The organism is Halorubellus litoreus (genome assembly GCF_037081675.1).
Taxonomy (GTDB): Archaea; Halobacteriota; Halobacteria; order Halobacteriales; family Natrialbaceae; genus Halorubellus; species Halorubellus litoreus.
On the sequence record NZ_JAZAQL010000002.1, the window covers coordinates 481,137 to 494,526 of the forward strand.

Here is a 13,390-nt window from a genome sequence, read left to right on the forward strand (position 1 = left end):
ATCAACGCCGTACCGATCCGCCAGGCTCGGACCGCGACGTGACCGACCCGGACTCGCCCGCCCCAGCGACGTGCACCGTCCGGATAGCGCGACGCGGCGGTCGTGGCGAAGCCGGTGCACGAGCACTCGAACGCCACCTCCGGGAGACCAGCGGCGTCCACGACGTCGACGTGTCGTTCCGAACGGGGAGCGTTCGGATAACGTACGACGAGCAGGTCACCTCCGAGCGCGACCTCCGGGCCGCGGTCCGCGACCGGAACGTCTCCGTCGACGACGACGCCGAGTCGACGGGCGACGAAGCGACCTCGCGGTCGGAACTCAGGCGCGAGGGCGCGTTCGTCGCGCTGACGTTCGCCGGGATGGTGACGGGGCTGGCGACCGGCTGGCTCGGCGGCCCACAACTGCTCGCCTGGGCGGGCTACGGCGTTGCGTACGTCTTCGGTGGCTGGTACGGACTGGTGGGCGCCATCGAGACGCTCCGTCATCGCGCGGTCGACATCGACCTCCTGATGATCGTCGCGGCCCTGGGCGCGCTCTCGATCGGCGCCCCGTTCGAGGGCGCGATGCTCCTCTTCCTGTTCTCGCTCTCGAACACGCTCCAGCACTACGCCATCGGTCGGTCGCGTCGAGCGATCCGGTCGCTCGTCGAGATGCGACCGGAGCAAGCGCAGGTGCTGCGCGACGGCGAGGAGGTCACCGTCCCGATAGACGAGGTCGCCGTCGGCGACGTGTTCGTCGTCCGGCCCGGCGACAGGATTCCGCTCGACGGCGTCGTCGCGGACGGCGAGGGCTCCGTGGACCAGGCGTCGCTCACCGGCGAGTCCGTGCCCGTCCCGAAGGCGCCCGGCGACGAGGTGTTCGGTGGCACGATGAACGAGAGTGGGAGCCTCGAGATCGAGGTGACGCGGCAGGCACACGAGTCGGCCATCAGTCGCCTCATCACGATGGTCGAGCGCGCGCAGAGCGAGAAGGCGCCGACGCAGCGCCTCATCGACCGCCTCGAACAACCGTACGTCCTCGGCGTGTTCGCGCTCACGACCGCGGCCATCGCCGTACCGATGGCGCTCGGAGGCGAGTTCGCGGCGACGTTCTACCGGGCGATGACGCTCATGGTCGCCGCGTCGCCGTGCGCGGTCGTCATCTCGACGCCCGCGGCGGTACTGTCCGCGATCGCGTCCGGCGGCCGCCAGGGCGTCCTGTTCAAGGGCGGGGAGCACGTCGAGACCGCGGCTCGCATCGACGCGGTCGCGTTCGACAAGACCGGGACGCTCACGCGCGGGGACACGACGCTGACGGACGTCGTCGTCCGCGAGAACGGCGTCGACGACCCGCCGACGGAAGACGAGGTGCTCTCGGTCGCGGCCGCGGTCCAGGCGCGCTCCGAGCACCATCTCGCTCGAGCGACCGTCGCGGCCGCGGACGACCGGTCGCTCGCGGTCCCCGACGCTCAGCGGTTCCAGTCCGCCGCCGGGAAGGGCGTCAGTGCCGAGGTCGACGGGGAGACCATCCACATCGGGAACCGGAGCTACGTCGAGACCGTCCTCGATGACGCGACGATCGGCGGCGTCGAAGCGGGCTTCGAGCGGCTTCGCGAGATGGAGGCCGCGGGGAAGACGGCCGTGCTCGTCGTCCGAGAGCGAGACGGCGACCACCGCGTCGTCGGGTGGCTCGCGTTCACGGACGCGGTGCGTCCCGACGCCGCCCAGATGATAGCGGACCTCCGGTCGCTCGGCGTGGAGCACATCGTCATGCTCACCGGCGACAACGAGCGCGTCGCCCAGCGCATCGCCGACGAGGTCGGTATCGACGAGGTCCAGGCGGCGCTCCTGCCCGAGGAGAAGGTCGAGACCATCGAGACGCTCGTCGAGCGACACGAGAACGTCGCGATGGTCGGCGACGGCGTCAACGACGCACCGGCGCTCGCCACCGCCACCCTCGGCATCGCGATGGGCGGTGCCGGGACCGACGTCGCGCTCGACACCGCCGACGTCGTCCTGATGGGCGACGAACTCGACAAGATACCGTACGTGCTCGGTCTGGGCCGGAAGACGCGCCGGACGCTCACCGTCAACCTCGCGATCGCCTTCGGCGCGATCGGCGTGATGGTCGGCGCGATCCTCCTCCAGGGAATCCCGCTCCCGCTCGCGGTCATCGGGCACGAAGGGTCGACCGTCCTGGTGTCGCTGAACGGCCTTCGGCTGCTCGGCTTTCGAGGATGACGCGCTCGCTCGGGAGGAATTCGCGTCAGCGCGAGTGTCGTTCGACGAAGCCGTCGTCCTCCACTTCCGCGATGCGGAGACGCGCCAGCGCGTCAGCGACTGGTCAGTAGACGACGGCAACTGAGACCGAGACAGAAGGCACTGCCGCGCATCTAGCCGGACACGATGGTAGCGAACACGTTCCGGACGCTCGCCGACTTCGGCTCCCGGTCCCTCCTCACGCACGCGTTCATGGCTGGGGCGTTCGTCGGCGCGCTCGCGTCCGCTCTCGTCCTCGACGGCCAGCTCCAGGTCGTCTCGTTCGTCGCGTTCGTCAACTTCACCGCCGGCGTCTGGGTGTGTCAAGCGATCCATTCGCTCGGGAACTCGTACACGGACGACGACTACCAGGGCGTCCTCCGGACCATCCTCGACCATGGCAACTGAAGACCGAACCGTCACTCGCGACGACCGCCTCCCAGTCGGCCGGTTCGGGCGCATCCTCGTCCTGGTCGCGTTCGTCAGCGCGAGCTTCATCGTCGCGGCGAACGCCGTCCTCTCTGGGACACTCCTCGCCATCGCCGTCGTCGTCGTCGGCTCCATCGCGATGGTCACCGCGATGGTCGGGTTCCTGATATCAGTCGCCAGCTACGTCGACGAGTGACGGACGGCCGGAGCGCGCTCGTGCTCCCCCCGTGCGGTGCTTGCCGAGGACGGGTGCGTCCGGACTACTGGCGCTCCCCGCAGATGTCAGCGCACGCGTTCAACACGTCGATTCGACGCGAGCGGGGTTCGCTACTTCCGGAGTCGCGCGGTCGCGTCCACGCCCGAACCGTCTAGGTCGACGAGGCCGTCGTCGTCGAGGTCCGCGAGGAGCCCCCGCAGCCACTCGCGGCCGTACTCGCCGTCGGGCGCGTAGTCCACGCGAATCCGCGGGCCGAGTTCGTCGAGCGCGAGCTCGCCGTGCTCGCCGAGGACGTTCACGACGCGCCCGCGGAACTGGCGGCGCGACCCCTCGAAGCTCGGCTGCGTCGGCACGTCCGGCGCCGTGAAGTCTCCGGATTCGTAGGCGTGACACCACCGCCGCCACGGACACCCCGCCTCGTCGCACGACGGCGTCTTCTCGCACGCGACCCCGCCGAGCTCCATGATGGCGTTGTTCCACACGCGGGACTCGCCCGCCGGCATGAGGTCGCCCGCCGCCGCCTCGAACGCGTCGTCGTCGTCCGGCACGTCGAACGCCCGATACAGGACGCGTTTGACGTTCGTGTCCACGACCGCGTCACCCTGGTTGAACGCGAAGCTCGCCACCGCGTTCGCCGTGTACGGCCCGACCCCCATCAGCTCCTGGAGGCCTTCCGGTGTCTCCGGGAACTCGCCGTCGTGCTCGCTCACGACCTGATTCGCGGCCTCGTGGAGGTACTTCGCGCGATTGTTGTACCCCAGCGAGTGATTCGTCCAGAACCCGACGACGTCCCCGCGGTCCGCGCTCGCGAGCGCCTCGACGTCCGGCCACTCCTCGAGGAAGTCCTCCCAGGCGTCGACGACCCGGTCGAGCTGGGTCTGCTGACTCATCACCTCCGACACGAGTATCTCGTAGGCGTCCTCCGTCCGCCGCCAGGGATAGTCGCGGTGGTCGCGCTCGTACCACTCCACGAGCGCGTCCTGCACCGCCTCGACGTCCGCGGGGAGCGACCACGACTCCGCCGCGTCGCCCTCGTCGTCACCTGCACTCATTTATCCCGACTCGGGAACCGACCGACAAGGGACTGCCGGTCTCGGACACACGAACCGCGCTCCGCACCGGCGCGCGACGCGGTCGCCGACGCCCGGCGTGAGTGGAGCGAAAGGCGTAGGCGTCCACGGCCCGCACCTGACAGCATGAGTCTCGACGACCTCGCCGACGACGTCCAGCAGACCGCAGACGACCTGGAGACCGCGACCTTCCACCTCGACGCCGAGGCGCGCACGGAACTCGCGATGCTCGCGGCCGCGATGGACAACGACGACCCGAGCGTCCTCATCGAGCGCGCCATCCACGCGCTCTTCCAGCAGACCGTCGACGCCGGAAAGCTCGACTTCCACCTGCGCGCGAACTACGACGTCACGTACGACGAGTACCTCTCCGGGATGACCTACGACGAGATGACCGGCGGGTCGACGTACCCGACCGACGACGGCGACCGCCGCTACCAGTTCTAGTCGACCCGACGACGGCGACCGCCGCTACCAGTTCTGAGCGACACGACGACTCCCCTGCTTCTCGAGTGCGTTCCCGACCGGGGGCGCCTACATGTGTTCCTCTTCGAGCACCCATCCGATGGCGCGCTTGTAGTACGTGAACATCTGTTTGACGCCTTCGTGATTCATGTCCTCGTCCTCGAGTTGCTCGGTGAGGAACTCGTACTGCTCGCGGATCTCGTCTTCGTCTCGCATACGCCCGGGTTACGGTCGCGGGGACAAAAGTCCAACCACGCGACCGCGACGCTTTTGCGGGCGCCGCCGGTAGGGCGAGTCGAATGGAGTTCGCAGCGTTCGCAGACCGGGCTCGCGCCATCGAGGAGACCGACGGGGACCTTGCGGTGGTCGCGGCGGTCGCCGACCTGTTCGCGGCCGCGGACGACGACCTGGAGACGCTCGCGCGGTTCGTGCAAGGTCGCGCGTTCCCGGCGTGGGACGACCGGAAGCTCGACGTCGGCCCGTCGCTGTGTCACGAGGCGCTCGCACGTGCTGCGGGGCCGAACGTCACCGCGGACGACGTCGAGGACCGGCTCGCGGACGTCGGCGAAATCGGTGCGGTCGCCGCGAGCCTCGACCTCGACGGCCAGCAGGGCTTGAGCGCGTTCGGCGCGGGCGGCGGCGACGACCTCTCCGTCGCGGACGTCCACGAGGCGTTCGTCGCCATCGCCACGGCGAGCGGGAGCGGGTCCGCGGGCGCGAAAGCGGACCACCTCTTCGGGCTGTTCAACCGCGCCAGCTCGGCGGAAGCGCGGTACATCGCGCGGCTCGTGCTCGGCGAGATGCGTATCGGCGTCGGCGACGGCACCGTCCGCGACGCCATCGCCGCCGCGTTCCTCGCTGACGACGAGAGCGTGGAGAAGAACGAGGAGGAGGACGACGGTGAGGACGACGACGGCGCGCAGTTGACGCTCTCTGAGCTCGGCGAGGACGCGGATGCCGTCGAGGACGACGAGACCGAGGCGTTCGAGCGTCCGCCCGAGGACGCGGTGACGGCGGTCGAGCGCGCGCTCCAGGTGTCGAACGACGCGGGACGGGTGGCGGCGGTAGCGCGTGACGCGGGCCGCGACGGGCTCGGGAACGTCCACCTCGAGGTCGGGCGTCCCGTGGGTGCGATGCTCGCGCAGGCGGGAGCCATCACGGACGCGGTCGAGGCGTGGGACGCGGTCGCCGTGGAGACGAAGTACGACGGCGCTCGCGTCCAGGTGCATCACGACCCCGGCGGTGAGACGCGGCTGTTCTCGCGGAACATGGAGGACGTCACGGACGCGCTCCCCGAGATAGTCGAGTTCGTCGCGGACCGCGTCGACGTCCCGGTCATCCTGGACGGCGAGGCGCTCGCGGTCGACGACGACGGCGACCCGCTCCCGTTCCAGCGCGTCCTCGAACGATTCCGACGGAAGCACGACGTCGCTCGCGCCCGCGAATCCGTCGCGATGGAGTTGCGTGCGTTCGACTGCCTGCATCACGACGGCGAGGACCTCCTCGACGCGCCGCTGTCCGAGCGACAGGCGAGACTCGAGACGGTGCTCTCGGAGGGCGTCTCCGAGTCGTTCGTGACGACCGACGCCGACGAGATCGGCGAGTTCGAGGTCGAGGTGCTCGACGAGGGGCACGAGGGGATCATGCTGAAGGACCCGGAGTCGACGTACTCCGCGGGGAAACGCGGCCAGGAGTGGCTGAAGCGCAAGCCCGACGTGGAGACGCTCGACGTCGTCGTCACCGGCGCGGAGTGGGGGGAGGGCCGGCGCGCGAACGTCTTCGGGACGTTCGAGGTCGGCGTGCACGTCGCCGAGCGCGATACCGCGGCCGAGGACGGGAGCGAGTACGCGACCGTCGGGAAGGTCGCCACGGGAATCACGGACGCGGAACTCGACGCGCTCACCGAGCGGTTGCGCGAGCACGTCGCGACCGAGGACGGCCAGACCGTCCGGTTCGAGCCCGCGGTCGTGTTCGAGGTCGGCTACGAGGAGATACAGACGTCGCCGACCTACGACTCGGGGTACGCGCTCCGTTTCCCGCGGTACGTCGCCGTCCGCGAGGACAAATCGCCCGACGACGCCGATTCCTTGGAGCGCGTCGAGCGCCTCGCGAGCGAGTGACCGGCCGCGGGTCGCGAGGGCGACCGCCGCCAGTGTCAGCGTGTGCCAACACGCCCCGAACGGCCACAATCGTAATGTGGCCAGCTATCGGGTTCTCTATCCAGAGAGGAATGATTCCGGGGGAGACACTCGACGAACGCGACCGGGGGGTCGCGGCCGTCGGCGACGGGAGTAGTCCGCATCGTGCAGCCGCGAACCGACTGGCGCGAGCGTTCGACGCGCACCTCGACCGCGAGGACCTCGCGGACTGCTCGCGCGTCGTCGTCCACGAGACCGAGAGTGCGCGCTACGAGTACGTCGACGGCGTCCACTACGTCACGGGCGTCGACGACGGCGTCCGCGAGCGCATCGAGCGGTTCGTCGACGCGCGCGACCTGGAGGTCGTGATGGACGGCCACGTCGGGTTCGCGTTCAAGCACTCGCGACCCGATGGGGCCGCTGACGCGCACGTCGCGGGCGCCGTCGTCGAACTCGCGTTCGAGGTCGCGTTCACGGACCTCGACGACGTCGTCGAGGTCGTCGACGGCGCGACCGAGATCTCGTGGACGGAACTCGACGCCCGCGCCGCCTGAGGCGACGGGGCTTTCGAACAGCGTTTCTCGGCGTCGACCGCGTCCGTCAGTCCTATCCACGGCACTCGAGTACGGTCACGCATGACCGTCACGCACGACGACCTGACAGTGGAGTGGCTCGGGTACGCGACGCTCCGGGTCGCGGACGCCGACGAGGACACCGTCGTCTACTTCGACCCCGGCCGGTACGGCGTCCTCACCGGCGAGTGGGAGCCCGATACGCCCGGCGTCGCGCACCCACCAGCGAGGGACTACCGGCCGGAGGACGCGGACGTCGTGTGCGTCACGCACGACCACCACTACGACCCCGACGGTATCCGCCGAGTCGCCGGCGAGGACGCGACGCTCGTCGTCTTCGATGGCGTGAACACGCACCACATCGACCGCGTCGACGACCGCCCCGTCGACCTCGACGTCGACGTCAAGTGGGTCGACGCCGAAGCGGACTTCGCGGTCGGCGACGCCATCCTCCGCACCGTCGCCGCGTACAACACACCTGATGGCCACGTCGACGCCAACGGCGACCCCTACCACCCCGAAGGACGCGGCTGCGGGTTCCTCCTGACGCTCGACGACACGACCGTCTGCTGGCCGGGCGACAGCGACGTCCTCGACGGCCACGCCGAACTGGACGTCGACGTCTTCTGCCCGCCAATCGGCGGGAGCTTCACCATGGACCGCCACGAAGCCGCCGCCCTCGCCGAAGCCATGAATCCCGAGGTCGTCGTCCCCATCCACTACAACACGTTCGCCGCACTCGAGACCGACTCCGGCGCGTTCGCCGACGACCTCGAAGACCGCGGCGTCACGGTGGCACTCGACGAAGCGTAATCGACTGGAGGAGCGTGCGGCCGCACTGAAGCGGGCCTAGCCCGATAGTCGACGCTGGACTTTTCGGTCCATCCGAGCGAGTCCGCTTCTCGATTCGCACCGCGTTCCTACGACCTCCGTCACGAAACTCGTAAGAGAACTCCGTCTCTCGGTGCCGGCATGCCGACCCAAAACGGTCCCCCGAGCGGGTTCCCGACGCCGTCTGCAGGACAGGTACAGGTCCTGCTACTCGGGACCATCCACATGGAGACGAGTCGAATCGACGACGTCCTCGACGACCCTCGGCAGCGACAGTTCGAGGCGCTCGCCGACACGCTCACCGCCTGGAACCCGGACGGCGTGGCCGTCGAGCGAAGCTACGACACCCGCGAGCACGTCGATCGCGTGTACGACGAGTACCGCCGCGGCGACCGCGCGTACGACGCCGAGGAGCACATCGAGCCAGCGCGCAAGTACGTCGACGACCCGACCGCCACCTGCCGGAACGAGACCGTCCAGGTCGGGTTCCGACTCGCGGACCGCCTCGACCACGAGCACGTCCACTGCGTCGACGACCTGATGCCGATGGACGCCCACGTGGACGAGGAACTCGACGACGACTCGTTCGCGTCCCTGGTCGAACGAGGTGCTGCGACGCTCCCCGACTCGCTCGTTCCCGAGCGCGCGGACTGGCTCCCCGAGTGGGAGGCGAGGACCGTCGAGTCCTTCCTCCGCTGGTTCAATCAGCCGGAACGACTGCTCACGGGCGACGAGAACCACTACCTCGCCGCGTTCGGTGGCTTCGAGGAACGATACGGGGGGGCGAAGCTCCTGACGGGGTTGTACGAACGCAACCTCCGGATGGCAGAGAATATCTGGCGGGCCGCTACGGACGACGACCTCGACCGCGTTCTCCTCGTGGTCGGGCAAGCACACGTCCACCTGCTCCGGCACATGCTCGGAACGATGCCAGGGACGTGCCCCGTGAGTCCAGTGTCCGTGCTCGAAGCGTGACGAGGTGCCGCTCTCCATCGGACCCTCGGATGGCAGTGTTGGGGCGTTATCAGTTCTCCTCGTATGAGACGAGGGTGAGCGACATCTCGAGGGTGCCGTCTTCGCCGTAGTACGCGGCGTAGGGTGCGAGGCCGAGGTCGGGCGAGAAGCACGCTTCGTGGAACACCGAGTCGTTGATCTTCATCTCGCTCGTCCAGCAGTCGACGCCGGCGATGGTGTCGGTGCCGGTGACGGCGAAGCTCGCGGAGCCCTGCGGGGTGGAGTACGACCACTTCGTGCCCGTGGAGAGGTCGCGGCCCTCGTACCAGACGGCGGGCTGGGACATCGTCGTCACGAGGACGATGCCGCCGGGGTTCGTGAAGAACTGCTGGGCGACGGTGTCCTTCGTGCCGGTGGCGGTCGTCTCGTAGCGCTCGTCGCCCATCTCGTAGATGAGGGTGACGGTGTACTCGCCGTCGTCGACGGATTCGACGTCCCAGACGATGGTGCCCTCGCCGTCGTCCTCCATGAACACGTCGTACTCGTAGCGAGCGGGCGTGTCGAACGCGAACGGCTCCCATTCCCCGGAGACCGCGTCACCGCCGTCTGAGCTATCCGGTGCGTCGCCGTCGCTCGAATCGCCGCCATCGCCACCGTCTCCCGCGCCGTCACCGGACCCGCCGTCATCGGCGCCGTCGCCACTGCTCCCGTCGGATTCGGGGGCGCCACCGCCGCCGCTGAGGCAGCCTGCGGTGAGGACGAGCAGTGCGACGACGAGGACGAACCTGGCCTTCATGCCAGCTAGACGACGCCAGAAAAGATAATACTACGTATGTGTTGGCTTGGCGTCAGATGACGCCCATCTCGTCGAGGCGCTCCGGGAGATACGTCTCCGTCACGAAGTCCAGCCCGCGCGCCGCCAAGGCCTGCTGCTCCGCCTTCTTCCCGATGTCGAGCTGGAGCTCGATCTGCTCGGTCCAGAACTCGTCCTGGAACCGCGGGTCCTCCAGCTCGCTCTCCAGCGCGTTCACGTCCGAATCACCGAGCGGGTCCGTCGGCAGGTCGTACTCGACGATGTCCTCCGGACGGATACCCACGAACTGCGCCTCCGGCGTCGCCAGGTACTCCGAGAGGTGCGCGGACTTGATAGAGCCATAGGACACCGACCCGAAGATGCGGTACGACCACGGGTCGCCGTCAGTGAACACCATCACCGGCAGCCCGAGTTCGTCGTGCAGGCGCTTCGTGATGCGCCGCGTCGCCCGCGCCGGCTGCCCTTTGAGGTGCACGACCATGCAGTTGTACTCCGTATCGAACCCGTTCTCCACGAGTCGGTCGCGCATCCCACCGGTCTCCACGCACATCACGAAGTCGATGTCGTGGTCGAGGAACTCGATCGTGTCCGGGTTGTTCGGGATCTGGTAGCCGCCCTCGCCGACGTCCTTCTGGCAGTGGATGACGCGCTCGCCGCGACGCGTCTGCTCGCGCAACTCCAGCGGCCCGATGAGCGTCGCCCCGGACTCCTCGGGACGCATGTGGAAGTCCTCCCGCTTCACGTCGCTCACGATCTCGAGGTCCTCCACGAGCTTGTTCGACTCGTCCTGCCCGTTGAACTGCGCCTCCTCGTTGTCCCACGACTCAGAGAGGTAGTACAGTTCACGCAGCGTCGACGAGCGGTCCTCCTCGAGCTGGCGCGCGAGGAACTCGATCGTGTACGCCGCCTTCAGGAGCTTGCGGGCACCACGCACCGAGTTCGCCGACCGCGTCGACGTCCGGTCGCCGTACACCCACACGTGCTTGTCCTCGTCGAAGACGATGTTGCTCTTCGTCCGCGTCGGCAACGTCATCTCCGGGATGTCGCCGCGCTCGAACTGGTCGTAGAACTCCGCCGCCAGGTCCACGAGCTTCTGTCGGGCCTCCGCGTTCGAATCCTGTGTATCGCTCATTGTCAGTCACTCACCGTCAGCTTCGGGCCCTCGACCTCAGAGACCGACAGGTCCAGGGTCGCGTCCGTCTCGACCGTGTACGTCAGGCGGGCCTCCTCGCCCGCCGGGACGTCCGGCGTCCACTTCACGAACCACTCGCCGTCCATCTCGACGACGTTCGCACCGTCGCTCACGTCACGCGGCTCGCGGTCGACGATGTCCGTCACGTCCGGCGACTCCGACCGGTCGGAGTGATTCTCGACCACCACCGTCACCGTCTGCTCGCCGTCGCCCTCGCTCACCTCGCGCTCAACGAGGACGTTGTTCATGATGCGCGCCAAAGCGTCACCGATGTCCGGGTCCGGTCGCCCCGTCACGTCCGCGACCTTCTTCGCCATCACCGGAAGGATGTCCGCGAGGACGTTCTGCTTCTTCTGGCGCTTCCGCATCGACTGCTGCTTCTTGAGATAGGACTTCAGTTCGCGGGCGGCCTCGCGGACCGCGAGCTCGATCTCGTCCTCGATGGCCTCGACGCTCGCGACCGCGTCCTTCGACTCGCTCGTGAACGGCACGTTCGTCGACGCGACGTGCACCATGATCACGACCGGGCCGTTCGGGATGCCGCTCCCGCCGGGCTGGTCGAGGTTGTAGTTCCGCCACCCGATGCCCTTGATCGTTTGCGTGATGGCGCACCCGCCGCGCTTGTAGACGAGCGGCACGCGGTTCGCGAACCGCAGGAGGTCCGCCTGCCCTTCGGCTTCGATGTCGCCACCGTACGCGATGCCGGCCTCCGCGATGAACGGGTCGCCAGCGTGCACGTCCGCGTCGCGCGACGACGACGCGTAGAACTCCGCGTCGTACTCCTTCCGCAGCCCCGCTTCGACCTTGTCCGCGCCGATGGGCGACAGGCACGACGTCGGCGGTGCGATGATGTCCGTCTCCCGCATCCCGTGCACGAGTCGACTGACGGCGTCGCGGTCGCCGACGAGGTCGCTCACGAGCGGTGCGTCGTCCGGCACCGTCCGCATCACGCGCCAGAACGCAGTCGTGACGTTCTCGCGAGCGGTGTCGCCGAACGTCGCGTCCTCACGCTCCTCGGTCATGTCCGCGGACCGGTCGACGAACTCGCGGACCGCGTCGCGCGTGAACCGCCCGCGCCACGCGTCCGCGTCCTCCGGGTCCGGCACGAACTTCTCTGCGAGGCGCTCGGCGAACGCCCGCACCGTCTCGTCGTCCTTGCGCTTCGACGTCGCCTCGTCCGCCAGCGCGTACGCGTCGGCGATGAGGTGCTCGCTCGCGGACTGGTCGGGTTCGTTCGCGTCGAAGCCGGTGATGGCGCGCCACGCCGCGTCCACAGCGTTCTCGCGCACCGTCTCGCCGAAGTTCTTCCCGTACTCGTCCTCGACCGCTTCGGCCTCCTCGTCGACGAACCGTCGGACGTGCTGGTGCGCGACGCGGTCCATCTCCTGCACGCGGTCGGCGACCGCGTCCGCGAACGCCGCCGTCGCGTCCGCGCCCTTGTTCGACACCGCCGACGACACCGCGCGAGCGACGTCGCCGTCCTCGTGACTCGCCGGCGGCGTCCACGCCATCTCCCGCCCGAAGTGCCGGTCGCGGAACGCGTCGATGACCTTGTCCGCGGTCTTCTTCCCGACGCGCGTGAACTCCGTCTGCAGGAACCCCGACACCGTCTGGGAGTTCGTCGCGTCCAGCATCTTCAGGACGTTCCCCAACTCGACGCCGTGGGGATGCGGCTTGATCTCCTCGGTCTCCTCCGGGAGCTCGTCCGTCGCCCGCTCGAACTTGAAGTGCTCCTGGGGCTCCTTCAGCTCCAGGCGAGCGTGCGGGTTCACGACCGCCGTGTGCTTCACGTAGTCGTGGAGCTGCTGGCGAGCGCGCATGTTCCCCTCCATCTCCAGTTCGATACGCGTCCCGTGCGGGCGGTCCCACGACGTCTCGGACTCGTCGCGGATCTCCGGCTCGTTCGTGTCCGTGTCGATGACGAGCTCGAAGTACTGGGCGGTGTCGCTGCCCTGCGTGCGACTCGTCACCTTCGCCGGCTTCCCCGACGTCAACTGCGAATAGAGGACGGCCGCGGAGATACCGATACCCTGCTGGCCGCGAGACTGTTCGCGAGCGTGGAAGCGGCTCCCGTACAGGAGTTTCCCGAAGATCTTCGGTATCTGCTCCTTCGTGATACCGGGGCCGTTGTCCTCGACGACGAGCTTGTAGTAGTCACCGGCCTCCTCGATCTCGACGTAGATGTCGGGGAGGTGCCCGGCTTCCTCGGTCGCGTCGAGCGCGTTGTCCACCGCCTCCTTGACGGCTGTGACGAGCGCTCGGGCGCCCGAGTTGAACCCGAGCATCTGCTTGTTCTTCTCGAAGAACTCGGCGATGGAGATGGCGCGCTGGTTCTCAGCCAGCTCGGCGGCCATCCCCTCGTCCTCGCCGAGTGTCGACTGGAACGAGGTCATTCTGTACGGCCTCATACCTCCCGCGGGATTAAAAGCCGTTCCCTACCCGAGTGAAAGTGAAACGCCGGACGGCAGCGG

At 68.5% G+C, this 13,390-nt stretch carries 13 protein-coding genes; 8 read left to right on the forward strand and 5 right to left on the reverse strand.

The features are described from left to right. The first annotated feature begins 38 nt into the window (after nucleotides 1-38). The 3 genes from VYJ16_RS09670 (at nucleotide 39) to VYJ16_RS09680 (ending at nucleotide 2,862) form a co-directional block, all read left to right on the forward strand. Nucleotides 39-2,219: a heavy metal translocating P-type ATPase gene (locus tag VYJ16_RS09670; RefSeq protein ID WP_336350098.1), complete on the forward strand. Its 2,181-nt coding sequence runs from the start codon at nucleotides 39-41 to the stop codon at nucleotides 2,217-2,219. Between the two features lie 165 nt (nucleotides 2,220-2,384). Beyond that, nucleotides 2,385-2,645 (forward strand): hypothetical protein, encoded by a 261-nt coding sequence (locus VYJ16_RS09675; protein WP_336350099.1) that lies wholly within the window; start codon nucleotides 2,385-2,387, stop codon nucleotides 2,643-2,645. Next, nucleotides 2,635-2,862 (forward strand): hypothetical protein, encoded by a 228-nt coding sequence (locus tag VYJ16_RS09680; RefSeq protein ID WP_336350100.1) that lies wholly within the window; start codon nucleotides 2,635-2,637, stop codon nucleotides 2,860-2,862. Before VYJ16_RS09675 ends, VYJ16_RS09680 begins: the two co-directional genes overlap by 11 nt. A gap of 131 nt (nucleotides 2,863-2,993) precedes the next feature. On the opposite strand, the gene VYJ16_RS09685 is transcribed toward VYJ16_RS09680, so the two are convergent. Further along, nucleotides 2,994-3,935, reverse strand: a complete 942-nt coding sequence (locus VYJ16_RS09685) for an HhH-GPD family protein (protein ID WP_336350101.1) — start codon at nucleotides 3,933-3,935, stop codon at nucleotides 2,994-2,996. Nucleotides 3,936-4,079: 144 nt separating this feature from the next. Between VYJ16_RS09685 and VYJ16_RS09690 the strand changes: the two genes are divergently transcribed. Then, entirely contained in the window at nucleotides 4,080-4,400 is a 321-nt protein-coding gene (locus VYJ16_RS09690; RefSeq protein ID WP_336350102.1) for a ribbon-helix-helix protein, read from the forward strand. 87 nt (nucleotides 4,401-4,487) lie between these two features. On the opposite strand, the gene VYJ16_RS09695 is transcribed toward VYJ16_RS09690, so the two are convergent. After that, on the reverse strand, nucleotides 4,488-4,634 hold the full coding sequence (locus VYJ16_RS09695) for a hypothetical protein (RefSeq protein WP_227131317.1): 147 nt from the start codon (nucleotides 4,632-4,634) through the stop codon (nucleotides 4,488-4,490). Nucleotides 4,635-4,717: 83 nt separating this feature from the next. Between VYJ16_RS09695 and ligA the strand changes: the two genes are divergently transcribed. The 4 genes from ligA (at nucleotide 4,718) to VYJ16_RS09715 (ending at nucleotide 8,934) form a co-directional block, all read left to right on the forward strand. Further along, nucleotides 4,718-6,538 carry an ATP-dependent DNA ligase LigA gene (gene ligA / locus VYJ16_RS09700; protein WP_336350103.1) on the forward strand — a complete coding sequence of 607 codons (1,821 nt, stop codon included), beginning with the start codon at nucleotides 4,718-4,720 and terminating at the stop codon, nucleotides 6,536-6,538. Nucleotides 6,539-6,648: 110 nt separating this feature from the next. Beyond that, complete coding sequence (locus tag VYJ16_RS09705) at nucleotides 6,649-7,110, forward strand: hypothetical protein (RefSeq protein WP_336350104.1); 462 nt, start codon at nucleotides 6,649-6,651, stop codon at nucleotides 7,108-7,110. A gap of 81 nt (nucleotides 7,111-7,191) precedes the next feature. Then, nucleotides 7,192-7,941 (forward strand): MBL fold metallo-hydrolase, encoded by a 750-nt coding sequence (locus tag VYJ16_RS09710; protein ID WP_336350105.1) that lies wholly within the window; start codon nucleotides 7,192-7,194, stop codon nucleotides 7,939-7,941. A gap of 159 nt (nucleotides 7,942-8,100) precedes the next feature. Further along, complete coding sequence (locus tag VYJ16_RS09715) at nucleotides 8,101-8,934, forward strand: DUF5694 domain-containing protein (protein WP_336350106.1); 834 nt, start codon at nucleotides 8,101-8,103, stop codon at nucleotides 8,932-8,934. Nucleotides 8,935-8,983: 49 nt separating this feature from the next. Here VYJ16_RS09715 and VYJ16_RS09720 read toward each other — a convergent pair whose 3' ends face one another. From VYJ16_RS09720 to VYJ16_RS09730, 3 genes are read right to left on the reverse strand one after another with little or no spacing between them, the layout of a single operon-like run. Beyond that, the gene (locus VYJ16_RS09720; protein WP_336350107.1) at nucleotides 8,984-9,709 is read right to left on the reverse strand and encodes a hypothetical protein; all 726 of its coding nucleotides are present in this window, start codon (nucleotides 9,707-9,709) and stop codon (nucleotides 8,984-8,986) included. 52 nt (nucleotides 9,710-9,761) lie between these two features. Then, complete coding sequence (locus tag VYJ16_RS09725) at nucleotides 9,762-10,859, reverse strand: DNA topoisomerase IV subunit A (protein ID WP_336350108.1); 1,098 nt, start codon at nucleotides 10,857-10,859, stop codon at nucleotides 9,762-9,764. A 2-nt stretch (nucleotides 10,860-10,861) separates the two neighbouring features. Continuing rightward, nucleotides 10,862-13,312, reverse strand: coding sequence for a DNA topoisomerase VI subunit B (locus VYJ16_RS09730; protein WP_336351107.1), 2,451 nt, complete (start codon nucleotides 13,310-13,312; stop codon nucleotides 10,862-10,864). Nucleotides 13,313-13,390 lie beyond the last annotated feature (78 nt).

Coding starts and splice junctions, on each gene's coding strand:
- VYJ16_RS09675 (WP_336350099.1), top strand. CDS start 2,385: ATGGTAGCGAACACGTTCCGGACGCTCGCCGACTTCGGCTCCCGGTCC.
- VYJ16_RS09680 (WP_336350100.1), top strand. CDS start 2,635: ATGGCAACTGAAGACCGAACCGTCACTCGCGACGACCGCCTCCCAGTC.
- VYJ16_RS09685 (WP_336350101.1), bottom strand. CDS start 3,935: ATGAGTGCAGGTGACGACGAGGGCGACGCGGCGGAGTCGTGGTCGCTC.
- VYJ16_RS09690 (WP_336350102.1), top strand. CDS start 4,080: ATGAGTCTCGACGACCTCGCCGACGACGTCCAGCAGACCGCAGACGAC.
- VYJ16_RS09695 (WP_227131317.1), bottom strand. CDS start 4,634: ATGCGAGACGAAGACGAGATCCGCGAGCAGTACGAGTTCCTCACCGAG.
- ligA (WP_336350103.1), top strand. CDS start 4,718: ATGGAGTTCGCAGCGTTCGCAGACCGGGCTCGCGCCATCGAGGAGACC.
- VYJ16_RS09705 (WP_336350104.1), top strand. CDS start 6,649: ATGATTCCGGGGGAGACACTCGACGAACGCGACCGGGGGGTCGCGGCC.
- VYJ16_RS09710 (WP_336350105.1), top strand. CDS start 7,192: ATGACCGTCACGCACGACGACCTGACAGTGGAGTGGCTCGGGTACGCG.
- VYJ16_RS09715 (WP_336350106.1), top strand. CDS start 8,101: ATGCCGACCCAAAACGGTCCCCCGAGCGGGTTCCCGACGCCGTCTGCA.
- VYJ16_RS09720 (WP_336350107.1), bottom strand. CDS start 9,709: ATGAAGGCCAGGTTCGTCCTCGTCGTCGCACTGCTCGTCCTCACCGCA.
- VYJ16_RS09725 (WP_336350108.1), bottom strand. CDS start 10,859: ATGAGCGATACACAGGATTCGAACGCGGAGGCCCGACAGAAGCTCGTG.
- VYJ16_RS09730 (WP_336351107.1), bottom strand. CDS start 13,312: ATGACCTCGTTCCAGTCGACACTCGGCGAGGACGAGGGGATGGCCGCC.